At 56.1% G+C, this 24,226-nt stretch carries 21 protein-coding genes and 1 pseudogene; 16 read left to right on the top strand and 6 right to left on the bottom strand.

The features are described 5' to 3' along the window. The first annotated feature begins 20 nt into the window (after window positions 1–20). From ACO6VM_RS08280 to ACO6VM_RS08255, 6 genes are all read left to right on the top strand, one after another. Window positions 21–473, top strand: a complete 453-nt coding sequence (locus tag ACO6VM_RS08280; RefSeq protein WP_422403068.1) for a hypothetical protein — start codon at window positions 21–23, stop codon at window positions 471–473. Window positions 474–681: 208 nt separating this feature from the next. Further along, window positions 682–1,389, top strand: a complete 708-nt coding sequence (locus ACO6VM_RS08275) for a hypothetical protein (protein WP_422403067.1) — start codon at window positions 682–684, stop codon at window positions 1,387–1,389. A 91-nt stretch (window positions 1,390–1,480) separates the two neighbouring features. Next, window positions 1,481–1,840 carry a histone-like nucleoid-structuring protein, MvaT/MvaU family gene (locus ACO6VM_RS08270; protein ID WP_422403066.1) on the top strand — a complete coding sequence of 120 codons (360 nt, stop codon included), beginning with the start codon at window positions 1,481–1,483 and terminating at the stop codon, window positions 1,838–1,840. A gap of 29 nt (window positions 1,841–1,869) precedes the next feature. After that, on the top strand, window positions 1,870–3,138 hold the full coding sequence (locus ACO6VM_RS08265; RefSeq protein WP_422403065.1) for an SH3 domain-containing protein: 1,269 nt from the start codon (window positions 1,870–1,872) through the stop codon (window positions 3,136–3,138). Between the two features lie 57 nt (window positions 3,139–3,195). Further along, on the top strand, window positions 3,196–4,956 hold the full coding sequence (locus ACO6VM_RS08260) for a hypothetical protein (protein ID WP_422403064.1): 1,761 nt from the start codon (window positions 3,196–3,198) through the stop codon (window positions 4,954–4,956). After that, entirely contained in the window at window positions 4,953–6,701 is a 1,749-nt protein-coding gene (locus ACO6VM_RS08255) for a chemotaxis protein (RefSeq protein ID WP_422403063.1), read from the top strand. The genes ACO6VM_RS08260 and ACO6VM_RS08255 overlap by 4 nt, the downstream gene beginning before the upstream one ends. A gap of 237 nt (window positions 6,702–6,938) precedes the next feature. Here ACO6VM_RS08255 and ACO6VM_RS08250 read toward each other — a convergent pair. Next, window positions 6,939–7,064, bottom strand: a pseudogene (locus tag ACO6VM_RS08250) (alpha/beta hydrolase); the annotation flags it as partial. Window positions 7,065–8,022: 958 nt separating this feature from the next. Between ACO6VM_RS08250 and ACO6VM_RS08245 the strand changes: the two are divergent. The 8 genes from ACO6VM_RS08245 to ACO6VM_RS08210 all read left to right on the top strand — a co-directional run bounded on the left by ACO6VM_RS08245 (window position 8,023) and on the right by ACO6VM_RS08210 (window position 18,858). Continuing rightward, the gene (locus tag ACO6VM_RS08245; protein WP_422403062.1) at window positions 8,023–8,667 is read left to right on the top strand and encodes a hypothetical protein; all 645 of its coding nucleotides are present in this window, start codon (window positions 8,023–8,025) and stop codon (window positions 8,665–8,667) included. A 486-nt stretch (window positions 8,668–9,153) separates the two neighbouring features. Continuing rightward, a complete protein-coding gene (locus ACO6VM_RS08240) occupies window positions 9,154–11,067 on the top strand; it encodes a hypothetical protein (RefSeq protein ID WP_422403061.1) in 1,914 nt (637 codons plus the stop codon). Window positions 11,068–11,179: 112 nt separating this feature from the next. Next, a complete protein-coding gene (locus ACO6VM_RS08235; RefSeq protein WP_422403060.1) occupies window positions 11,180–12,115 on the top strand; it encodes a TniB family NTP-binding protein in 936 nt (311 codons plus the stop codon). Window positions 12,116–12,128: 13 nt separating this feature from the next. Continuing rightward, window positions 12,129–14,120, top strand: a complete 1,992-nt coding sequence (locus ACO6VM_RS08230) for a TniQ family protein (RefSeq protein ID WP_422403059.1) — start codon at window positions 12,129–12,131, stop codon at window positions 14,118–14,120. Between the two features lie 469 nt (window positions 14,121–14,589). Then, window positions 14,590–15,900 carry a C4-dicarboxylate transporter DctA gene (locus ACO6VM_RS08225; protein WP_347150160.1) on the top strand — a complete coding sequence of 437 codons (1,311 nt, stop codon included), beginning with the start codon at window positions 14,590–14,592 and terminating at the stop codon, window positions 15,898–15,900. A 70-nt stretch (window positions 15,901–15,970) separates the two neighbouring features. Continuing rightward, window positions 15,971–16,672, top strand: coding sequence for a FadR/GntR family transcriptional regulator (locus ACO6VM_RS08220; RefSeq protein ID WP_125463448.1), 702 nt, complete (start codon window positions 15,971–15,973; stop codon window positions 16,670–16,672). Between the two features lie 15 nt (window positions 16,673–16,687). Continuing rightward, a complete protein-coding gene (locus ACO6VM_RS08215; RefSeq protein ID WP_401056965.1) occupies window positions 16,688–17,377 on the top strand; it encodes a GntR family transcriptional regulator in 690 nt (229 codons plus the stop codon). 440 nt (window positions 17,378–17,817) lie between these two features. Further along, window positions 17,818–18,858, top strand: a complete 1,041-nt coding sequence (locus ACO6VM_RS08210; protein WP_401056964.1) for a hypothetical protein — start codon at window positions 17,818–17,820, stop codon at window positions 18,856–18,858. Between the two features lie 42 nt (window positions 18,859–18,900). On the opposite strand, the gene ACO6VM_RS08205 is transcribed toward ACO6VM_RS08210, so the two are convergent. Next, window positions 18,901–19,335 carry a PACE efflux transporter gene (locus ACO6VM_RS08205; protein ID WP_422403058.1) on the bottom strand — a complete coding sequence of 145 codons (435 nt, stop codon included), beginning with the start codon at window positions 19,333–19,335 and terminating at the stop codon, window positions 18,901–18,903. A 102-nt stretch (window positions 19,336–19,437) separates the two neighbouring features. Here ACO6VM_RS08205 and ACO6VM_RS08200 point away from each other — a divergent pair, with 102 nt between their 5' ends. Further along, the gene (locus ACO6VM_RS08200) at window positions 19,438–20,316 is read left to right on the top strand and encodes a LysR family transcriptional regulator (RefSeq protein ID WP_125463444.1); all 879 of its coding nucleotides are present in this window, start codon (window positions 19,438–19,440) and stop codon (window positions 20,314–20,316) included. A gap of 150 nt (window positions 20,317–20,466) precedes the next feature. After that, window positions 20,467–22,353 (top strand): methyl-accepting chemotaxis protein McpA, encoded by a 1,887-nt coding sequence (gene mcpA / locus ACO6VM_RS08195; protein ID WP_110994381.1) that lies wholly within the window; start codon window positions 20,467–20,469, stop codon window positions 22,351–22,353. 219 nt (window positions 22,354–22,572) lie between these two features. Here mcpA and ACO6VM_RS08190 read toward each other — a convergent pair whose 3' ends face one another. The 4 genes from ACO6VM_RS08190 to ACO6VM_RS08175 are packed head-to-tail and all read right to left on the bottom strand — an operon-like array spanning window position 22,573 to window position 24,031. After that, the gene (locus ACO6VM_RS08190; protein WP_422403057.1) at window positions 22,573–22,830 is read right to left on the bottom strand and encodes a hypothetical protein; all 258 of its coding nucleotides are present in this window, start codon (window positions 22,828–22,830) and stop codon (window positions 22,573–22,575) included. Window positions 22,831–22,832: 2 nt separating this feature from the next. Continuing rightward, window positions 22,833–23,171 (bottom strand): DUF4225 domain-containing protein, encoded by a 339-nt coding sequence (locus tag ACO6VM_RS08185; RefSeq protein ID WP_422403109.1) that lies wholly within the window; start codon window positions 23,169–23,171, stop codon window positions 22,833–22,835. After that, window positions 23,172–23,549, bottom strand: coding sequence for a hypothetical protein (locus tag ACO6VM_RS08180; RefSeq protein ID WP_422403056.1), 378 nt, complete (start codon window positions 23,547–23,549; stop codon window positions 23,172–23,174). After that, window positions 23,546–24,031 carry an Hcp family type VI secretion system effector gene (locus tag ACO6VM_RS08175; protein WP_422403055.1) on the bottom strand — a complete coding sequence of 162 codons (486 nt, stop codon included), beginning with the start codon at window positions 24,029–24,031 and terminating at the stop codon, window positions 23,546–23,548. Before ACO6VM_RS08175 ends, ACO6VM_RS08180 begins: the two co-directional genes overlap by 4 nt. Window positions 24,032–24,226: the final 195 nt, after the last annotated feature.

Genomic DNA, 24,226 nt, shown 5'->3' with positions numbered 1-24,226 from the left:
TCGGGCTCAAACGGCTTGCAGTGAATCTGATCAGTCTCGCGTACATCGAATGCCGCAACAGGAAGAGGGACTACATCGCACTGGGCGACCTCAGCGCCGCTAACCTGACGCCGGAATACTGCAGCAGCAGGATGAGCGTCGATGATTTGAAAAGGATCGTCCTGGAAGGCCCCAGAAAGACCTCTCGACTGGACCTCTGCTGTCCTCTGATTACCCCTGCACCGCACCACTCCAACGTCTTTCTGTTCGCCAGGCAGGAGCGTGTTGAACGCGTCGCGGCGGTGGCGATCGACTCCTCCCTGACTGCGCAGGAACGCAAGGTGCTGAAGCAGATCGAGCCAAAAAGTCGGAGCCCCCAGGCGAAGCCTCAGCGGCAAAAGCCACTACCCAAGGCTTCCACCGAGGAGGCCAAAGAAGACTTTGCGAAGTACATCGCCGAATCAAAATCGGGCAAACCGAAGAAGCCCATTTGACGACGCTTAGGCGGGGCCAGCCAATGGTCCTGTCTGCTCCCGGTAGGGCTCTGCTCAACGGCTTCGGAAAGCGGTGCGCAGGTGGACGGCTTGCGCAGCGTAACTGTATGCATGTACAGTTTTTTTAGCGCTGACACAAGTCTGCGTGCTGCTTCCTTACATTTAAGCAGTCGAAGGCATGTAATGACCCTACTTCAAGGAACCACTTATGCTTCAAGAAATCATGGCGCAGTTCAACAGTACCTGGACCGCGGTTGCTGCAGTTGTAAGTGTGTTGTGCCTCGTACCAACCAGGGCCATCAAGCTTCTGCATCTGTACGACACCCATCTCGGACGTAGGCAATACAAGATTCTAAAGGAGCTACGCGCCGGTGAGAGTGCCCAGTCACCATATGCTCAGTACCTTGATGACGCGCTCTATCTCGAAAGCTTTCGCATCGCGAGCGGCATCAGAGCAGACCGCACAAAGGCTGATTTCTTGATCCGCCTGGCCCGTACCGGGCATTGGAATAACTGGCAAATTCGCCAAATCGCTCGGTTTTTGTGGGTCACACCGGAGCAGCCGCGGCTAACGCTCCGGGTCACTAAGTCCGACGCCGCGGGGGCTTATTTTGCTTGTGGAGTCGGCTTTTTCTTAATGGGCATCGGCGGTGTTTCTGGGCTGGCGATCATGTTGAAGGGTGGGACCTTTGGGGCTTTTCTTGCGGGTGTGGGCGTTGAGGTGATGTTCATATTTCTAGCTGCCTTAATTATGTCTCCCTACAACAGCTATCGAGCGGTGCGCCGTTTCCAAAAGTACTTGGAGACCCGTCCTGAGATTCTCGATGAGGTCGCGACGACTCCCGCCGGGCCCCTTGATCAGAACTCAACTCCGGTACTAGAGCGTGCCGACGCCGCTTCGGAATCTACTGTCTAATCGACGCCTGTCGTTTCGATTGATGGTGTCGCTGTTGTGATTTGAGCAGGCAAGCCGGATGATGTGGGCATCCCATATATAGGAGTACTCCATGTCCCGTCTTGCCGAGTTCCGCGCCTTGGAACAGCAGCTGGCAGCCCAGCTTGCCGAGCTCGAATCTCTCAAAAATGATGACGGCCTCAAGCGTGAAATCGAGTTTGAGAAAAAGTTGCGTGATTTGTTGGCCGAGTACGGTTACAGCTTGCGTAACGTCATCGCCATCCTTGACCCGCAGGCTGCGGCACGCCCGGCAGCTGCCGCGGCTCAGGTCACTCGGAAGCCGCGCGAGTTGAAGCGCTACAAAAACCCTCACAACGGCGAAGTGGTTGAAACCAAGGGTGGCAATCACAAAGTGCTTAAGGAATGGAAGTCCAAGTACGGTGCTGAAGTGGTAGAAGGCTGGCAGGCTTGAGTTCGAAATTCTAAGGATTGGAGTTCACCATGACACCGTCGGATGACAACGCTGGGAATGATCAGCCTGCTCAGGGCCAAGAAAGCGTCGCCGAGAAGGCTAGCAATCCCCTGGTCAACCTGGAGGGGCCATCCGTTTCTCTGCACGGCGACCTTCATGCTCAGCTAAATTCTGCTCAGCTCGAGTCATGGAAAGGGTTCAGCTCAGAGCTTGCAGTCGCTCGGGTGCTGCCAGTCATAAATCCTCTTCGAGAGCTGAGGGAGACCCTCGCTTCGGTGTCACCGCTGTTTGGCCTGCGCGAGCAACTTGCCATGCTTCGGCCTCTGGCCTGGAAGGAGGCCTTTGGTCTACCCCTGGCCGGCGTCCAAGCGCTTCCTTCGCTGGAGGGCATTCGTGCTCAGCTGGAACCTATCCAGGCCTTGGTTTCGTCGAGCGGGCTGGTTACTGCAAATGTCTTCCCGTCTATGGAGGGATTGAGGGCTCAGTTGGCAGAGATGCGCGCGCTCCCCTCGCTGAAAGGCTTCCAAGCTCATTTGGAGGCTACACAGGTGTTCTCATCGGCAGCTGGGTTCCAAGCGCAATTGTCTGCAGTAAAGGCACTGCCATCTATTGCGGGGCTGACTGCAGAGCTGAAATTCCTCAGTGCTCAGGGTAGGAAGTTCAGTAGTGCCTTCGAGGGTGTTTTCGCCTCATATGACAATGTCATCAAGAGTTCCTCGCTGGCCAGGCTCCTCGTGGCAGAAAGTGCGGAGCGGACGTTGCAGTCTCTCGAGGAGCTGCTCGCCCACAGCCAACCCGACCCCGTCGATCGTGTTGACGATGAACGGGCAGAGGTTGCAGAAGAGGAGATTGTCGACTTACTGAGTCGAGGCGGCCAGTTAACGCAGCTTTCGAAACAGGCTTTCGCTCAGATCCTAAATGTTTGGAGAGTCCTTAAATGGCTAGCTGGTACCCTTGTCTTCCTCGTGGGCGTCGCGCAAGCGTACGAATACCTTGAGAAGAAACTCGAGGGAGTGACATCGGCTCAACAGGTGCAGGACGTCATTAAGGAGCTGCCATCGGAGCATCGAGCACTGCTTGCGTCCTACCGTGTAGTCATTCGTGAGCAAGCGGTTCTGCGCGCCGGCCCTGGATCAGGATCCGATGAGACCGGGCGCCTGCATTTGGGTGACCGGGTCGAAGTGCTGGAAGAGCGAGATGGTTGGATCAAAGTCTCTGTCGATCTGGATGACGAGGAAACGGAGGGGTGGCTGTCTCGTTCCCGCACGGCACCGATCGCTGATAAGACGCAAGCATGACCATTTTCTCGCTGGCCCTGACGGGCCTGAGCGATGGATTAGTTGGAAGGAGCTGAGATGACCATCCCAACACGTGATGAGATCGTTGTAGCCGCGAAAGAAGGCAGACTGCTTGATCTGATTTTTAAGGACAGCTGGCGGCACGACAGCGCGCCGTTTTCCCTGGCCTTGATAGACGCTCATCAATCGAAGGATATCGATCTTCGCTCCCTGCTCCCACTGCCTGAACCGTCTCGTTTTTCCCATAACGAGATGTATCTGGGTATCGAGGTGTTCCTGCCGGCGCTGGGCTCCATCGCGACCAGCTGCGATGAGTTGCTTGAACTGATGGCTGGGGTAGTTCCTCACGATGATCCTATGCTCAGCCACTCATCTTACGGCGAGATAATGAAATGGTGCCAAGGTTCAACAGAGCGCGTCATCGACCTGCTGCAACTGATCAAGTCGGACGCCCCACTTTCTCAACGATTCCATTGCGTGCAGGCGTGTATCAGTGTCGGGCTGCACGCAGACCCAGATTTCTATCTGGCGCAGGCTTTGGAGTTTCTCAAACAGGGGAACGCTCTTCAGCGCGCTCAGGCAGCCAGGGCACTCTGTAATTTGTCCGCAGAGGTGCGCAACACCTGCGTTGATCTAGTCGAAACCATCCTGACTGTGATCGACCGTGAGGCTGAACCTTCCGTGCGAGACGCTCTCCTCGCCCTGGCACTGGCCTGGCAAAAAGATACTCCTGTTGAGCTCGAGCGATCGACGTACAGGCTCATCGAGCAAGCCGCGTGCCCTATTACCTTGGCGGCTAAAAAAGCGATAGGCCTTGCGCTGATGGGTACTGCCAATGTTTATAGCCTCCAAGTCCGTCAGGATCTCCTTGCGCTCGTGTCATCAGGTCAGCCGGAGGATGAAGTCGTTAAGTTACTGGATATCATCTTGGCTGGGATGATTCGTAGAGGCGACATTTCGGAGGCTCAGGGGTTGATTGAGAAACTGATTCTCGGTGACTCCACCGTACCATTTACCAGTTTCACTTCAGTCCTGCACGAGCTTGAAAGCAGGGATGATATTGTCTTGGACAGATGGGTGGTGCGCTGGCTGCACTCTGACTCACTGAGCCTGGCCCTTGCGCTTAGGCGCGGCCTGTTTGCAGCCAGTGAAGGTCGAGTGTTCACATTTGATTTCAGCCAAGCACTCGAAATACCTGACAGCGATTACCTTTTCATCGCACGCAAAGCGCTCGGCACCTTCTTCTCAAAGCCCCTCTTCATTGCGTCCCTGATTGTCAGCCTCATACGTAACGCCTCTGGCGCGACTCAGGGTGAACTGGAGAGGCTGTTGTTCAACCCGGTGCTGATTAACTATTCAGGGCTGGAATCAGACTATCTGGACGAGATCGCGGAAAGCACCACCGATTCGGCATCACAGGCTGTTCAGCGTGCACTACAGGAGCTGCACAAGTATCTGGAAGGCCTCGGGGATGCGCACATCCGCGAGTTGCAGCCTTCGGAGCGTCAGCGTCAGTTGGAGCACCATCGACGCAGTGAGCAGATGCAAAATGACATGGTGGAAGCTCGCGCGTCCTCGATCATGGCTGACCTGGTCCGCGAGCAAGTCATACTGTATGGCACCGGAATGGCCAGTTGGGTGCCGGCGTTCCCACCTCCGCAAGACGTGGCCGACGGTGATACAGGGGCAATGCGTCGGATCGAGCAATCCCTCGCCACTGTTCAACACTTTTTCCAGATTCCCCGGCAGTCGGTTCTGGAGCCCTCCAGTCTAGAGATCCAGACCCTCAATTTCTTGTATGTGGAGCGTACGCGATGAAACTGGTCTTCCGCGAGTACCTCGCCTCGCTTCGCGAACGAAATGAATTGGATGTCGTTCTGCCTGATCTTTTGAGTGAGATGGGCTTCAACGTGATCTCCCGTCCGTCAACAGGGCCACGCCAGTTCGGTGTCGACGTTGCCGCCGTAAGTCCCGAGGACGATGGCGAGCAGAAGCTCTACTTGTTTACCATCAAGCAGGGCGACCTGACCCGAGCGGAGTGGGATGCAGTGCCCCAAGGGGTACGAACCTCAATCAACGAGATCCTTGATGGTTACATTACCAAGCGAATTGCCCCTCAGTACGAATCACTGAAGATCGTGATCTGCCTGTGCTTCGGCGGCAGTGTGAAGGAAGCAGTGAGAGACACACTCACAGGAATGATCGAAAGAGAAACCACTGACAGAATCTCATTCCAAGAATGGAACGGCGATTACATGGCGGGCTTACTCGCCGACGGTTTGCTGCAGCATCAGCACGTGAGTAGGAGCCTGCAGTCGCGGTTCCAAAAGTCCATTGCAATGCTCGACGAGCCTGACGTCTCAGTTCAGCATTTCACCGCGCTCATTGAAGGGCTTGTGGAGTCCGGCAACCAAGACCACGTGCAGCGACTCGCCACGCTGAGACAAATGTACATCTGCCTCTCGGTGCTGTTCGTCTGGGCTCGTACCCAAGACAATCTCGAGGCCCCCTACAGAGCCAGTGAACTGGTCATTCTGCGAGCCTGGGAGCTGGTCAAAGATGATGTTGAGGCTGCGTCGATCGGGTATACCCACATCGGCCTGACCTTCAACGAGCTGCTGGATCTGCACACAAAGATTTGGGCCGAGCTAATGGAGGAGAAAATCCTGCCGCTTGCAGCAAAACGAGACGCACTGGCCTGCTCCGTTAACTCCCACAACCCTATCGACATCAACCTCAAGCTGTTTGAGATTCTAGGTCGCGTGGCCGTGAGGGGGCTTTGGATTCTCTGGCACCATCTGGATGGTGATGGGCTGCGAGTACTTGAAGCATCCGAGGTGCCAAAAGAGGCCTCTAGGCTCGCATTCCACATCGCTGAGCTCATCAAGAACAATCGCGCGTTGCTTTCCCCTGTAGCCGACGAGCAAGTCATCGAGATTACTTGCGCCTTGATGTTCTTGTCGGCGATGAGGCAGTGGCGCCGCTATGCCCGGGATTACAGCGATGAGCTTCTGAGTTACTACCACTTCAATTTCACTAAGCATCATCAGTACCCCACCATCCACGGTAGCTACCAGGAGCTGCTTAGGCATCCTCAGACGAGGACTGATGACTATCGGGCGCAGCACACCAAGGGCAGCGTTCTCATACCGATCATGGTGCTCTGGGCCACTTTGGATGGAGAAACGGAGTTTAGCGGCCGATTCTCTCAACTCGTACGAAACGAGATGAAACATTGCAATCAGCAGCTCTGGATGCCTGGGCCTGATACTGAGGCACTCTTGTATCTCAGCAAAACTCCGCACGGGCTTGCGCTGTGTGACGTCCCGATCACGAGTGACGGTGAGGCAGCCAGAAAAATCTTGGGCAGGGAATGCTCTACAGAAGGTGACTACACGCGCCTCTCTGCGGTACGCCTAGGGCATTGGCCTTTATTGGTTATGGCATGCCGCCATAGCCGACTTCCGATTCCACCGCAACTCTGGTACCCAATCATAATCAAGGAAGACCCGGCCCCAAGCACCGATGCAGGTTCCCGGCAAAACGCTGCTAAAGCCAACTAGGCGCACTCTGTGTACTGGTTATCGCGCCGGGCCAGCGCGAACCTGAAATCTGACGGAGGCAGGACAATTCACTTTGTATCCTTGCCGAAGTGGGACAGCGAATCCACGGTCAAGCAGCGCTGATTCAGACCACAATGCTTGGCTGCTATCTAGGACGAGTGTGAAAGTCGAAGGTGGCTTGAGAAGTGGGAAATACGAACGGGGCGACAATGGTTGCCCCGTTGTTGATCGACGCTGTTACTTCAGGTGCTGCCTGATCGCCTGTGCAGCCTGGTCCATCGCACTGCGGGTCCCAGGCACTTCGCCGAGGACCTTGAGCAGGCCGAAGTCATGGATCATGCCGTTATAGCGCACTGCGGTTAGCCGCAGCTGCGGTTGCTAGCAGGCATGAGCCTTAGGATTGAGGCCGTCCCAGAGCCAGCCTCGAGCACCGGACTGAGTCCGCCCCACTGCCTCATTCATCCAACAATCGACGTGATACTTCGCGCACTCGACGGCCTTTCGCCATTCCTCGGGGGAATCGCTCATCGCAGCGGACAACCACTTGGCAGACCGCTCATTACCAGGGAGTCGGCGTATGCACCCATACAGCTCTGCGGGAGCCCAACTGAATGGTGGAAAAGCGGACACGACCAACAGGTAGGCCCTCATATTCTTCAACACCCAGAGCCGCTGAAGCCCCAAGCCAAAACGTTGGTCACGTAGCAGTATGAGTAGATCAACCAAGCGTTGAGGCTCAGGCACACCCACCCAGGCAATCATCGACGCGTTCGTGAACGAACGCATCTTGTCATCGGGTTGAACCCGCGCATCGAAGCGGCTCGCCCAAGTTTCTGCGGTTCCATGCTGCTTCAGTGCCTCCCACAGTGGATCGTTCCAGATGACTTCCAGTCGAGGATAGTCATGCAACAGTCGTTGAAGCTCGTCTTGGCGGGAAATGCACGCTCCTTTCAGGCGTCCACACCACTTGTGGTACCAGGTCTCAGGACACAACACAGCACCTTCAGGTTCTAATCGCCGCCCCAGCGCATAACCGGTATGTGCACATCCGAGCTCTTCAGCCAAGGAGTGCGTAAACAGGGTGGCCCGGAGCCTCTCCACCTGGCGATCTTCTGGCGACGCGCGTTGCATAGATACCTCCTACGCTTCCTACGGAACTCGCCCTGTTGGCACAACCTGCAGAATTACTTTCGCCAGCTGCGTCATGAAAATCAATAAGTTAGATACGACCTAGCGCCATATCTCAAGTCGTAGAAAAGTGTAGGCGTCTCCGACACAATCATGTCAACGAACCGATCAACGTTCAGACGAGGTAGTAACCATGGCCACGCCAGTTGGGATCACGAGGCCTGATAGATGGGCCCAGTACGGGAAACATCTCGTGTATTTCCCATCGCGCAAAAATCATAAGCAAATTATCTGCGATAGCGTTTTGGAAGGTGACTATTGCGTGCACCTTGAATGGGATAACGAAGTGATCAGTTATTCCAGCCAACCAGGCGAGTTGGAGGTGACAATAGCAAATCGCCCTGGGCGCTACCGTCCAGACTTTCGGGTGGATACCGCCGACACCACCTACTTCACAGAAGTCAAATTTGACTTCACTGCACTGCGTCCTCGGGAGCGTGAAAAGCTCTTGGCTGCACAGCAGTCGTTTGCACAACTGGGTTACACGCTGGCGTACGCCGACAACAACAGCATTCGTAAGGGCTCGCGATTGCAAAACTTGAAATTCCTCTATTTCCAATCGTTCAACACAAAAGATGCTGAAGCCATTGGATGCTTAGCATGGTTGCGCCAAGTTTCATATCCAGTGACGTTACGTCAGTTGATTCACTGTGATCGCCCCGTTAGCGAGAGCATGATTTATAAGGCGCTATTTAAAGGACAACTGGTGACAAACCTTGACACCCCGCTATATCTAGACAGCGTAGTGGAAAAACTCATCGAAGACCTAGGCATGTAGAGGGCTTCGGTAACGGAAAGATGTTGGTATGTGACGGAATTCTTTAAGAGCATCTACTACCTTTAGACAAACACCCCATGCGCTATACGAAAATTCGCTACCGCGCACTAAAAGGCATTTGCAGCATGAGTAAACCTAGAGCTAGTAAGCTAAATATAAATGCGCCACGGAGCCCAGCCAACAGAGCAAAAATAGTGGTAGATAACGGGCATGAAATTTCGAACAACTGGATGCTAGCCAAACTTTACCCCCTCGATATAATGCCACACTACATACCTATCCGCGATGCGAACACCAAAGAGATCGTTGAACAATGCTTTGCAAACCTTGAGAGCCTATCAAATCAAAAAACTCGATACGACGCATATTAAAGCACTGCCCTAATCAACTCGCACGATGACACATTAACACCTTTACCACTCTGCTTAAAATTAGGACTCGCGAACAGCACAGGCATCACTGAAACATATTGAAGGCACAAGCATCATGATTGAACCAAGAGTAGGCGCACAGTATAAACTCGACAATCAGATACACGCGATCATCACGATTTCTGAAGACTTTATCTCGCTTTGCTCAGTCAGGCATCACCACCACAGGTTTATCACCCCTATAGACTTCCAAATAATGGTGGACAGCGGAAAGCTGGAACTGCACAAGCGCACACCATCGGAAACAAGCCGATTCGGAAGACTCAAATCGCTAAGTGCGGAAAACTTAAAAAGGATCGATGACCATAAACCATTTGTAGAACTGGTTCTTAACAACTTTGGTGGTCGCATAACAGTGGAAGCACAGCACGCGATTCAGGTGCTGGCAAAGAAGCTCAATCGCTCCAAGCCACCTTCAATCAGTTCTGTTCGTCTCTGGGTCAAACGTTTCCTCGCATCGAATCGAAACCCTGCAGCGCTAGCACGTAAAAAAAACCGCCGCCGGCCACCTCAACTCCCCCGAGTTACCGAGGAGTTAATGAAGCACTACATTAACACAGTGTATTTGCAGCTACACAGACCGACCTTAGCGCATGCATACAGGCTATTCAAAGGGCATTTGATCAAAGAAAACCTTGAACGCGCACGGCAAAACCTGCCGCCGTTGATCATCCCCTGTTACTACACTATGCGTAGACGTGCGCACATTCTTGACCCTTACTACGTCACCAAGCTTCGTTACGGTGTTGAAGAGGCCAATAGACGTAGTAAGTCTAGCGGCAGCTTGTACGTAAACAAAGAGAGCACTGCCGTGACCATTTTCGACTCCTACGTATGTAGCAATATGGTTATCGACAGTCGAACAGGGCGAATGGGGAGGCCCATTTTGTCTGCCCACCTCCTTCCAAGTGCGCGCTACTGCTCTGGCTACGATATCGACTTTGGAGCACCATGTGGTGAAAAAATGATGCGCGCCACGAAGTCATCCATTTTGGCTAGAGGGAAAATGAGTGAAATAATTGCAGATCACGGACCCGAGATTCTGAATATCTGGGCGCTGTCTAGCTTTCACTCACTTGGCATCAAACCAGACTATGTACCCGTTCGCGATGCCGATGCTAAGGCGATTCTCGAACGATGGTTTCTTACTGTCCAAGAGCAGTTCTGCCAAACCATTCCTGGCTTTACGTTCGGCTCACCCAATGAACGAGGCGAATACATGCCAGCCAAGCATGCCGTCTTGACCCTTGAGCAGTATCGAATTTCATTTAGCAAGTGGCTCGCCTCTTACCATGTAACAACTCACAGCGAACTTAATGCTAGCCCTAACGAAGAACTTGCCAGATTGGAAATGACAGAGTTGCCTGCAGAGCGTTACACCCAGGAAGAACTTGATCATCTGTGCCTCAGCAGTTGGCAACGAAGGCTTGATAAGGGCAGGGTCAAAAAAGACCATCTCTCATGGCATGGTGATGGCGTAGCAGATATTGCTCAACGCCTCAAGAAAGGACAGTCGGCAATCATCTATTTTGATCCTTGTAACTTGGCCACAGTTTGGGTCGCTCACCCAGATACGCCGGACGATTGGCACGAAGCAATCGCGACACACCCGGAATACCAAAATGGTCTAACGCTTTCAGACCACATGCTAGTTCTTGAAAGACTCAAGGCAGAAGGCAACAAAAAGTTTAATGAGGACCAAGCTTGCTTGATGCTGCTCGACATGAATGAGTACATTAAAGCTTGTGAGAAAAGCAACGCTGAGAATGGCTTATTGCCAAAGGCAAACTCTGCTCTTAAAAAGCAAACACACCCTTCTATTGAACGTACGCAGGCGGACATACCTCGACTTAACGATCAACTTCCTCAAATGCCTGTCCCTTATGAGCGCCAAGAGCTGGACAACACTGACTTCCAAGCCTATCAGCTGCCCGGCAAACGCGAGAGCGACGACTTAGGCCGATCTTAATTATAAAATTAGCACGCCAACACAACATGAAAACTGGCTTAACAATTGCAAACCAACCTTACTTCAAACTCCGAGATAATGCGACGCCGCAGCATTGAAAGGAGTAAATACAATGCACACCGAAGCTGCCACCAAACTTAAACATCTGAGTGAATTCACAATTGCCCACCCTATGTATGTAGAGGCATTTCGTATTCTGCACCAAGCGACGGAGGCCAGATCTTTAGGACGTGAAGATGCCAGTGCGATCTTATTCGGTGAATCAGGAACGGGCAAAACCACACTTTGCAACGACTTAATGCGTGATTATCCTCCCCCCTACAAATCTAAAACCCCATGCCATTCTGATTGGATTATGCCTGTGGTTTACTGCCGAGTTCCGTCTGAGGCAACGGTCAAGGCATTGACAAATCGTCTACTAGAAACCTTCCAAGTATTTCTTGGCCGCCAATCACAAGAAGCTCTTGAGTACCACCTATTCACTCTACTAAAAACCTGCCAAACCAAGCTGCTGATTCTAGACGAACTCCCTCACTTGCTCCGTGGACTAACGCCTACTGCTATTAGAACTGCCGCCGACTGGCTCAAAAACCTAATCGACGCTTTTGAAGGTTTAGTCTTAATTGCAGGAGAGCCAGATTGCGAAAAAATTATTGACATTAGAGCTGCGCTCAGCGATCGGTTCCCATATCGCGCAAGGCTCAAACCTTTCACGATCTCAACTGAAGAAGACCTCAATGATTTTAATCGCCTGATACGGGCATTCGCCTCAGAAATTCAAAACAACATGGGATTCACTGCAATGCCCCACCTGACGGGAAAAAAAGAAATACTTGCACTGTTTGCACTAACGAATGGAAACTTACGAAGATTATCAATTATCTTGTGGGAGTCATGTCGAATGGCGCTCATCAGAAATGATCAAACACTAACAGTTTCTGATTTCAGCAGAACAGCAAGCAAGATAAATTTCCAAGGACGACTCACATCAGCTGACCCATTCAACCTAAGCCTTAGCGCTTTAGAAAAAATAGTCTACAAAAAGTAAGTTGAAGACAATCATGCCCAGGCTACTTTACGTCCCTATCCCCCTCCCCAATGAAAGTATACTTTCCATACTTTATCGTTGCGCCAAACACAACGGATTACAGAGACTAGATATTTTAAGTTCTGCCTGCAGCGGTCTGCAATTCTCGAGCTTAGGCTTACCACAATGGTACCTAGGCAGGGCGCACCAAGTGCTGCGTTCAGATCCACTCATCGATGAAACTGATCGAAAAAAAATTGACGCCATTTTCCCTAAAAAAGTAAGAATCAATGGCCAAATCCATGCTGACTATGGAACCTGCCAAATACACTGGTCAATGTTACGCAACAAGCTAGCACTATGCCCTGCATGCATTAAGACAGGACATCTCAACATCATGCACAACTTCGAGTTTTCCGAGGTATGTCCGATCCACGGATGCATCTACATCACGAAATGCCCGACGTGTGGAAAAACCCTTGACTGGGTACACTTAAAAGATTATCACTGCCCGTGCTCATATGATCTCAGCCTGGCATCAACCGACGTTGTAGACAAGAGTTACAGTATCGTGGTCTACGAGGCCTTCTGCAATGGCAACCAATCTTTCCTAGAAAGGCTGAGACACTGCATGATGATGACGCATACCATAAGCACTTCTAAACAGCGGCATACGATAATTGACTTCTGCACTAAAATCTCATTATTAGATCGCGAAATTTTTTTCACTGAAATCGATAAGATTCATGATCTCACACCTTCATTGCATAAACGCGCATTATTAGCCCCATTTTTACTGGGCAAGGATCCAGCTATCAGAGATCTCGCCATACAGTATTGGTGCGGACTTGAACAAGTCAAGCCTGAGCAATGCGGAAATGATTGCCCTTGCGAAAGCCTCCCCCTCACAAGAAAAGAACTAAACTATATTTTCGCCTCCAAAGAAGAGGTATCCAACCTCATAGCAGATAATAAGATATTACCCATACCAAGACAGACCCCGATTATAAAATCATTGCGCTTCTATCGCTGCCCAAACTTATGCAACACTCTAAGAAACAACTCTACAATCGAATGGTACGAAAAAAACAGCGCTGCTATAGCCGACGCAGTGTTTACACCTATAACACTTGCAGACGCTGGGGAATACCTCAAGACAACGGCATACGAGATAGGGAGACTGATCCGCTATGGCCTCATAAAGGGTTTAGCTTTACCAACCCACCCATTCATTTCTACGACAAAGGAGTGGGTTAAAAATTTTAACGACACATACATACTGAAAAGCCACCTAGACATAGCGATAAACTATAAGAAAAAGCCTCTAAAACAACTAACCAACGTACTTCAACAAGGGCTTAAAACAAGACTTGGAACACATCCACCGCCTACGGTTTACTACAGAAAAGACCTTCCATCATTCATGTCGAAAGCCCTCAAAGCGCTTGCCGACTCAGAATCTGACGTCACGCACCAACACATAAGAGGAAAAGTTATCCGCAAACTAATCAATGTCCGGCAAGAAGACATGAAAAGACTACAACAGCTCAAAATTCTCAACCCAAAATATAGGCTCAACGAAAAATCGTATTTTCAACTACTATACACAAAATCAGATGTCGAAAAAGGGATAGCGTGGCGTAAAAAACACAAGACATTAGAAGAAGCGGCAGCGATCATTGGCTGCGAAAAAATATTCCTATACAAACATTTTATAAAAAACAAATACATAACACCAATTAGACTATCCATGTATTACCTCACAGATGCCGAGGTAGCAAAGTGCTCGGAGCACTTCAACACTTACACCACGCCTGCCAAAGCCTCAACCGAAGTGGGGATGATGGTAGAAGTATTTAAGAAAAACTTCTTGGACTCTGGGCTCCTGACTCCGCTACCAGCCAGCCATCCACACGCGATACGCAATCAAGTTACTCTCAAGCGGCAGGACGCAAGGGACGCTTTGGAAAATTATTTTCTAGATAAAGAGGTACCTTGCCGCTGTATTTTCAAACGGCGGACTTAATAGCCCTGGATGCGACCGCACTCGTAGAGAACCGTCGTGAGGTCTTCTCGCTGCACCCGGCTCAGCCATCTACAGCTGATTCATCCTGATCACCGCTCCTCCCCCAGCGTAAACCGAAGGCCCCCTTGCAGCAGCCACCGGCTGTAGCCCACTTTTACCGTGCCTCAAAAAACTTTGCATCTCCCACTGGACAAACCGGTCAGACCAGCTGAAAGTGTTGGAGCGGGCTTTGGAGCATAACCCCCTTGAAAAATGCAAATCAGCTGCACAAAAAAAGCAGAAAATCGATCACACCTTTCCGTAAGTGACTGATTTAACTGTTTTTTTTAAACGCGATTTTTAGCACATTCAAGTTTAGGCGTTACATGGCCCTCGCAGTGAACAAACCGGTAAGACCACAATAATTAAGTCCTGCACTCTTTCGCTCCGTGTGGCTGGGGGGCAAGGACACCGACCCGAGATCCCTCCCATGCTCAAATGGTGTTCGCGTTCGATCTTCCTCCAGGTTGTGCTCGGCCTCGCCCTAGGCGTTGCCTGTGGCCTGAGCTTCCCCGACCTGTCCCTGCAACTCAAACCCCTGGGTGACGGCTTCATCAAGCTGATCAAGATGCTCATCGGCCTGATCGTGTTCTGCGTGGTGGTCAGCGGTATTTCCGGCGCCGGCGACCTGAAGAAGGTCGGGCGCATCGGCCTCAAATCGGTCATCTACTTCGAAGTGCTGACCACCCTGGCCCTGGTGATCGGCCTGGTATTCGCCTTTACCAGCGGTATCGGTAGCGGCGCCAACATCCACCTCGACCAGCTCTCCAGTGCCGATGCCGGCGCCCTGGCCGACCGTGGCGCGCATATCCACAGCACCACCACCTTCCTGATGGACCTGATCCCCACCTCGGTGGTGGGCGCCTTCGCCGACAACAACATCCTCCAGGTGCTGCTGTTCTCGGTGCTGTTCGGCAGCGCCTTGAACCTGGTAGGTGAGTCAGCCTCGGGCATCTCGCGGCTGATCAACGAACTGAGCCATGTGATCTTCCGCATCATGGGCATGATCGTGCGCCTGGCGCCGATCGGTGTGTTCGGTGCCATCGCCTTCACCACCAGCAAATATGGCCTGAGCTCGCTGCAGCATCTGGGCGGCCTGGTGGCGCTGTTCTACCTGACCTGCGCCGGCTTCGTGCTGATCGTCCTGGGTACCGTGATGCGCCTGTCGGGCCTGCGCCTGCTGCCCTTCATCAAATACCTGCGGGAGGAGTTGAGCATCGTACTGGGCACCGCCTCCTCCGATGCCGTGCTGCCACAGGTGATGCGCAAGCTCGAGCACTTGGGTATCGGCAGCTCCACCGTCGGCCTGGTGATCCCCACCGGCTACTCGTTCAACCTCGACGGTTTCTCCATCTACCTGACCCTGGCCATCGTGTTCATCGCCAACGCCACCGGCACGCCGCTGGCCATGAGCGACCTGCTGACCATCCTGTTGGTGTCGCTGGTGACTTCCAAGGGTGCCCACGGCATCCCAGGCTCGGCGTTGGTGATTCTCGCCGCCACCCTGACCGCGGTACCGGCGATCCCGGTAGTGGGCCTGGTGCTGGTGCTGGCGGTGGACTGGTTCATGGGCATCGGCCGGGCGCTGACCAACCTCATCGGCAACTGCGTCGCCACCGTGGCCATCGCCCGCTGGGAGAAGGACATCGACCTGGACCGCGCCAACAACGTGCTGGCCAACAAGCCTGGCTTCGCTCACGCCCCCCGCAAGCAGGGCCAACCCCATCAACAGGAATTCTAAGCCTGAACCGGCCGGCGCCAAGCGCCGGCCGGCCAAACGCAAAAACGCAGCGCCTCTCAAGGAGCGAACCGTGATCAGCTCTTCAACCGTAGTCACATCAGTGGTGGAGAAACTCCGCCAGGCCCTGGCCCGAGGCCAGTGGCGCAGCGGCGACATGCTGCCCGGCCAGCGCGAGCTGGCCGAGCAGTTGGGGATCAGCCGCCCCAGCCTGCGCGAAGCCGTCATCGTCCTGGAAACCCTGGGCCTGGTGCGCTCGATGCCCGGCAAGGGCGTGCTGGTGCTGGACGCCGACGCCGCCCAGGCGCAAAGCCCGGAAGCCGTTGCCGCAGCCAGCCTGGCCGACGTGCTGGAACTGCGCTACACCCTCGAGCCCTTCATCGCCGGGCTGGTGGCGCAATCGGCCGGCAGCCAGGACATTGGCCAACTGCGCCTGAACCTCATGGACATGCGCGAAGCACTCGACGCCGGCGACAGCGAAGCGGGCGTCAACGCCTACATCGCCTTCCACGAGGCGCTGTTCGCCCTGACCACCAACCCGATCTTCCAGAGCGTGGTGCAGCAGACCGGCAATGCCCTCAAAGAGAGCGCCGAGATGCTGCGCAAATCGCCCGAACACCTGGCCGCGCGCCTGAGCGAAAACGAAGCGGTGGTGCGTGCCATCCGCGAACGCAACAGCGCCCTGGCCAGCCTGCAAATGCGCCGGCACATCCTCGCCGAGGGCGAGCGCATGGGCATCGCCCTGAACATCCCGGACGACCACCCAGGCACCTGAAACAGGAGAGCGACCATGACCACCTGCGCCCACGCCGCCCCGCACCTGCCTGCCCTGCTGGGTGCCGGCGAAACCCGCCTGTCGGCGGAGCAGATCTACCCCCGGCTGTTCGACGCCATTCTCGAACAGCGCCTGCCACCGGGCAGCGCCTTGCCCGAGCAGGCCCTGGGCAACGCCTTCGGGGTCAGCCGTACGGTGATCCGTCGGGTGCTCGGGCGCCTGTCCGACCAGCAGGTGATCGTGCAACGCCCCAGCCACACCGCGCACCTGGCCGCCCCCGACCCCGAGCAGGCGCGCCAGGTGCTCAGCGCCCGGCGCCTGGCCGAGACCACGCTGATCGGCCTGGCCACCCAGCGCGCGCGCCCGGCGCAGATCCGCCAGCTGCGCCAGCTGGTCGAACGCGAACGCCAGCACCATGAGCAGGGCGAACGCTGCACGGCGATCCGCCTGGGTGGCGAGTTCCACATGAAGCTGGCGCAGATGGCCGCCAACGCACCGCTGGCGCGATTTCTCAACGGGCTGGTGCCGATGACCTCGCTGATCATCGCCCGCTATGAGTCGCCCTGCTGCGAGCACTGCGCCTGGCAGGAGCACGCGGCGATCATCGATGCGGTGGAGAGCGGTGACAGTGGCGCGGCGCTGGCGTTGATGCATGAGCATCTGGATCACCTGGAAGCCAAGCTTGATCTGGGGCGGGTGGTTTGAGGTAAAGGCCACCGGGTGCTCGCCGGTATTTTTGCAGCGACTATGAGATCGAGCGCCGCCCGCGCGGCGCATCGCGGATGAATCCGCTCCCACATTTGTTTCGGGCCAATTATGCCTGTGAGGGTACCGCTGCCCGCCTTGGTGCATGCCTCAAGTCAGGCGAGGCGCCAGCAGTGCCCCCCTTGATACCGCGTCGTACCAACAAGGCGGACCTGGTAATGGCACAGGACAGACTGGCCCGAAACAGATGTGGGAGCGGGCTTGTCCCGCGATGCGCCGCGCGGGCGGCGCTCGATCTCATAGGCGCTGCAAAAATACCGGCGAGCACCTGGCCGCCCCCCTGCAATCCCAAGACAGCATGTCGCCCCCCACCAAACACACCGCTTTAGCGCCCTATACTCGAAAAACCACCCCAGCCTCTACCCAGGGAGGCAGCCCGCGTGAAGCCGCTCGCCCTACTTTTGCCTGCCTGCTTCATGCTGGCCCTGGCCGGCTGCGCCGGCAAACGCCCCCCTGCCCCGCCGCCACCGCAAAACCTGCCCCCCGCCGTCTGGCAACGCATCGACCAGGACATCATCGAAGCCTCTGCCGCCGCCGCAGGTTCGGCCAACGACTACGCCCGACGCTCGATGCGGGTGTGGAAGGAACAGGTGCAGCAACGCACCGAAAACGACTTCATCCCCTGGTTCACCGGCTACTGGACCCAGCAATGGCTCACGCTCAAGGTGGCCTGGTACAAGATGAACAACGGCAATGGCAACGAGCCGCCGGAAAAACGCCTTGGCCTGTACTTGCAGGAGCAGTACCACCAGCGGGTGATCGATCCGGTGGCCGAACAGATCAACCCCGAAGGTATCCGCGACCGCGCCAGCGAGCTGTATCTACAGCTGCTGGGCCAGCAGTTGCCGGCGATCATCCAGCGCTACAACGCCCCGCCCGAGCAGTTCAGCCAGCGCCTCAACCGTATCCCGGCCATCGCCCTCGGCCCGCCCGATGCGCGCAACGCCACGCTCTATCAGTTGCTCAGGGCCAAGTCGCTGGAACAGCAGCCGGCCTGGCAGTCGCTGCGCCAACAGCTGCACCAACAGGCCTCCAAGGCGCCGGGGCAGACAGATGCAAGGCTGTCGTCGGTGGCCACCCAGGCCAGCGAAAAACTCGGCGCCAGCCTCGCCCCGCGCGGAGCGGCCAGCGCCATCGCCGCCGCGGTGGGCAAGGCGGCGGGGGCCATGATCTCGGTGGTGGTGACCGGCTACGGCATGCTCTCCCACGACCGCGAGCAGCCGCAGATGATCGAGCAGTTGCGGGTGATCCTCAACGTGGCGCTGAACGAGGAATGGCAGGAATTGATGGAGAACCGCCAGAGCGGGGCCATGGCGGGGGTTTACTATTTGTCCGGGCAGGTGGAAGACAGCCTGCTCGCCAACCGGGTGCCAGTGCAGGAGCAGCAGCAGGCGCCGCTGCTGATTCGCTTGCCGCCTTGAGTTGGTCGGTTGTGAGTGCCGACGATGGGGCCAACGCGGATTTCAGACCGGTGCGGGCGCCATGGCCGAAGTCGGCAAGCCGAAGATCCGATCGAACGCCCAGTTGTAGGCGAAGGTGTAGCACGGCACCAGGATGATGAACGCCAGGTCCACCACCAGCGCTTCCAGCAAGGTCATGTCCAGCCACCAGGCGATCAGCGGAATCAGGTACACCACCAGGGTCAGCTGGAAACCGATGGCATGCGCCACCCGCCGCGCCAGGCTGCGCCCGCGTGTCGCCTGGCGGCTCTCCCACCACTCGAACAGGCTGTTGTAGATCAGGTTCCAGGCCATGGCGATGGTGGTGATCATCACCGCCAGCGGGCCGGTATGCGAGGCCTGGGTGTCGGACAGGTAGGCCAGGCCCAGGGTCGACATGCACAGGCCGATCAATTCATAGAAGGTCACGTAGACCAGTTTGCGTTTGAGTCCTTGCACGGGGTTACCTTTACCGCTGGTTTGTCGAAGGCGGGTAAGGATGCTTCAACGCGCTTGACAGAAAAAGTCAGCACCTTTCAGATTTACTGAAAGGAGACTGCCATGAACTTTTCCAGCGATACCATCCTGCTATTCCTCGCCGTGCTCGATCACGGTTCGTTTTCCGCCGCAGCCCGTGCGCTTGGGCGCGTGCCATCGGCTGTGAGCATGGCCATCGGCAACCTTGAAGCCGAGCTGGGCTACAGCCTGTTCGAGCGTGGCTCGCGCGAGGCGCGCCCCACTGCCCAAGCCCAGGCCCTGGAGCCCCACGCGCGGTTGATCGCCGAGCAACTGGGGCTGCTGAGCGTGCACGCCCTGGAGCTGTCGCGCGGGTTGGAAAGCAGCCTGGCCATCGCGGTGGTCCCGGACATCGACCAGCGCCCGCTGCTCGCGGCCATCGCCCGCCTGGGCGAGCGCTATCCACTGCTCGATATCGAGCTGCTGGCCGCGCCACAGGAAGACGCCCTGCAACTGCTCGACAGCGCCAGGGTCAGCCTGTGCCTGGCCTTTGCCGGGCTGCAGGTCGACCCACGGCGCAGCTTCCAGCACATCGCCATGGAATCGCTGGTGGCCACCCTGTCACCGCAACACCCTGCCTATGTCGAGGGCCGCATTCGTGACCTCGAAGACCTGGTGCACCTGCGCCAGATCCTGGTGCGCAGCCGCGACCTGCCGCTGGCCGACCCACGCTCGTTGATCGGCACCTCGCACTGGCGCACCGACAGCCTCGACCTGGCCGTGCAGATGGTCGAGGCGGGCCTGGGCTGGGGCGACCTGCCGCTGTCGCGGGTCGCCCCGCTGGTCAGGGCCGGGCGCCTGGTACGCCTGGACTTTCGCAATACCCGCAACGCCCTGGAACTACCGGTACACGCGTTCTGGCTCAAGCAGCAGCCCATGGGCCAGGCGGCCAGGGCGCTGGTAGCGCTGCTGGCCTCGAAATGATTTGTGACCACTTGAGGGCATAGCAGCCAACCTCTGCGACATTTAGTCTTTCAACATTTTGCGCAAACGGCCGATACCTCGGGAACAGGCCCCGCCCCTCGTGCCACAAGCATGCGGCGCCCTTCCTTCCCAGAATCAAGGTCTCGAAACATGAACCTGAAATTCCGCCACAAGATCCTGCTCAGTGCCTGCGGCGTCGTCGTCCTGGCATTCGCGTTGTTTACCCTCTACAACGACTACCTGCAGCGCAATACCATCCGCCAGAACATCGAGTCATCGGTGCGCCAAGCCGGTCTGCAGACCGCCAGCAGCGTGCAGAACTGGATGAGCGGGCGCATCCTGGTGCTGGAAAACCTGGCCCAGGACATCGCCCAGCAAGGCGCCGGCAGCAACGTACCGGGGCTGGTCGACCAGCCGTCGTACACCAGCAACTTCCAGTTCACCTACTTCGGCCAGAACACCGGGCTGTTCACCCAGCGCCCTGACGCGAAAATGCCCGACGGCTACGACCCGCGCCAGCGCCCGTGGTACACCCAGGCGGTCAGCGCCAACCAGACCCTGCTGACGCCGCCCTACCAGGCGTCGGTCGGCGGCCTGGTGGTGACCATCGCCATCCCGGTCAAGGCAAAATCCAACGGCGAACTGCTGGGCGTGGTCGGCGGCGACTTGAGCCTGAACACCCTGGTCGAGATCATCAATGCCGTGGACTTCGGCGGCATCGGCCATGCGTTCCTGGTCGACCGTGATGGCCAGGTCATCGTCAGCCCGGACAAAGACCGGGTGATGAAGAACCTCAAGGACATCTACCCCGGCAGCCCCCTGCGCGTCGAACCCGGCATGCAGGACGTGAGCCTCGACGGCAAGGACCGCATCATCTCCTTCGCCCCGGTTCAAGGTTTGCCGTCGGCGCAGTGGTACATCGGCCTGTCGATCGACAAGGACAAGGCCTACGCCCCGCTGAGCCAGTTCCGCACCTCGGCGATCATCGCCATGCTCATCGCCGTCGCCGCCATCGCCGGCCTGCTCGGCCTGCTGATCCCGGTGCTGATGCGCCCGCTGACCACCATGGGCCGTGCCATGCAGGACATCGCCGAAGGCGAAGGCGACCTGACCCGCCGCCTGGCCGTGGAAAACAAGGACGAGTTCGGCGAACTGGCTACCGCCTTCAACCGCTTCGTCGAGCGGATCCATGCCTCGATCAGCGAAGTGTCCTCGGCTACCCGCCTGGTGCATGACCTGTCGGAAAAAGTGGTGGGCGCCTCCAACGCCTCGCTGAGCGGCTCCGAAGAGCAGAGCATGCGCACCAACAGCGTCGCCGCAGCGATCAACGAGCTGGGGGCCGCCACCCAGGAGATCGCCCGCAATGCCGCCGACGCTTCGCAACACGCCAGCGGCGCCAGCGAACAGGCCCACGGCGGCCGTGCGGTGGTGGAAGAAGCGATCAGCGCGATGACCGCCCTGTCGCTGCGCATCAGTGAATCCTGCGAGCAGATCGAAACGCTCAATGCCAGCACCGACGAGATCGGCAAGATCCTCGACGTGATCAAGGGCATCTCCCAGCAAACCAACCTGCTGGCGCTCAATGCCGCCATCGAGGCTGCCCGTGCCGGTGAGGCCGGGCGTGGCTTTGCCGTGGTCGCCGACGAAGTGCGCAACCTGGCACACCGCACCCAGGAATCGGCGGAAGAAATCCACCGCATGATCACCAGCCTGCAGGTGGGCTCGCGCGAAGCGGTGCACACCATGAACACCAGCCAGGTCTCCAGCGAAGAGACCGTGCAGGTGGCCAACCAGGCCGGCGAGCGCCTGGCCAGCGTGACCCAGCGCATCGGCGAGATCGACGGCATGAACCAGTCGGTGGCCACCGCCACCGAAGAGCAGACCGCCGTGGTCGAGAGCCTCAACCTGGACATCACCCAGATCAACGCGCTGAACCAGCAAGGGGTGGAAAACCTCAACGAAACCCTGCGCCACTGCGACGCCCTGAGCCAGCAGGCCGGGCGCCTGAAGCAACTGGTGGGCAGTTTCCGCATCTGATGTGATGCCTATCGCGGGGCAAGCCCGCTCCCACGCGTTTGTGGGGGCGGGATTGACCCGTGATAGCACCCGACCGGCGCTGATTGCGGATTGCCACAACATTCCTTGACCCAACCCCAACGCTCGGGCGCCTTGCTCTACCACTTGCTTCCACTTCCGTCGGGACGAGCTTGTTCGTGAGTTAGCCTAGGCCAATTTTAAGAACCCACCTGAGAAAGGCTATATAAACCAAGCGTGAAACAAAATCATAGCAACACTTATAGTCGTCACGACATTTAGCTCCCACCCAAAGCCATCACCATAGTCAAACGAGTAACCAATCAAGCCCGAACCGCCAATCAGCTTCAAATAAACAACCATCATCACTATGCTGAATAGCGTCATTATTATTGCCAGCACCCTCCTGCGCAGTACAAGCCTAGCAAAACAAATGGTCAACAAGGCATCAAGCCCTACAAACAAAAGCAACCCTGTCATATTCACTTCTTGTACTCTTTGTACAAATCAATTGCAGTAGGTGTATTGACTGCAGCCTCAGCCCCCAATGCTGCCTTGCTCATCTGTTTAATCGCGATCTCTTTGTCAACACGATAGTATTTGTATAGCCGCCATGCATCGGGCTCAAGCACAGGTCTAAACAACGCACCTATCGACAATGATAAATCGGCGACCAGATAAGCTAGCTTCCCCTCACGCTCTGTAAAACCTAATTTTTTCGAAGCCTCTTGATAACCCTTCTTGACAGGCCCTTGAACATCGTCGCGCCCCTCGTAAAGCCCCCTGAGGTTCTCATACACATTATTTGTTCCATGTGCGATTTATGGTCCGCCCGCTACAGCACAGAGCGTCCCCAATGAGCCGTAGCAAAAGCCACCTCCTGCTACTATCTGTCCCACGCCACCGAGAAGACCAACTGACTGCGTGATAATTCTCTCTCGCTGAAGTTTGAGATTATTTTTCTCAGCATTCAGTGCAGCGAGTGCCTGCTCTGGGTCCATTTGACGCTCATACACATCGTTTACCACCCGCCGCGCGTAATAGGCCAACTCCCGATTGAACTGCATCCGCAACCGCCGATCGCTCAGGTGTTTAGCACTAATCCCACAGCCATAGCTGATCAACCGAGACGCCGCCGCATTCACCTCCCAATACGCCTCATCCAGCCGCCCACCATATTCTTCGTCACGCTGGCTCATAGCTGCTCACCCCAGCTGGCGTACCCGGTGGTACCGGCGGCGTGATGAATCCAACTGATGGTCCGATAGCTGATAAACAGCCGCTCCTCGGCGTCCTGGTCGGTCAAGAGCACCGCATGGGGCACATCCATTTCCTGGCTGACGATCACCGCACCCTCCAGCCTCACGGAGAAGTACTTCTCCCGATGGCCTGCCGGATGAATGCGGTACAGCTGGATATCGCAGTCGAGCACTTCCCGGCTATCCACGGCTTGGGCCAGCCAGGGCGTGGACTTGTCGATGAGCTTGGTGACCATAACGGGCTGGTGGGTGCCGCGCTGGGTGTTGTCCGGGTTGGAAATGCCGTGGCTGAACGACATCACCGTGATCTCGTCCTGGTGCGCAATCTGGCACCTGTTGCCGATGGACGCCTGGGTATTACAGCCCGACGAAATCAAACCTTGCCGCTTGCCGTTAATACTCATGTATCCGTTGAAAGCCATGGGCTGCACTCCTTGTAGAGAAAGGATCGCAGCCTACGAAAACACTCATGGCGTGTATGCCGGACGCGTCTGAATTATCCGGCCTTCGCAGAACGCTTTGTTTATCGGGCCTGGGTGCTAGGGGTGATTGGCCATGGCCGAACAAGCCTCGGGCAAGTACTGGATCATCTACGACAGAGGGGAACGCCTGCACAA

It is taken from the genome of Pseudomonas sp. GZD-209 (assembly GCF_049310485.1).
GTDB lineage: Bacteria > Pseudomonadota > Gammaproteobacteria > Pseudomonadales > Pseudomonadaceae > Aquipseudomonas > Aquipseudomonas sichuanensis.
Note: the sequence above shows the minus strand (reverse complement) of the source record. Positions and strands in the feature narration are given on the sequence as shown.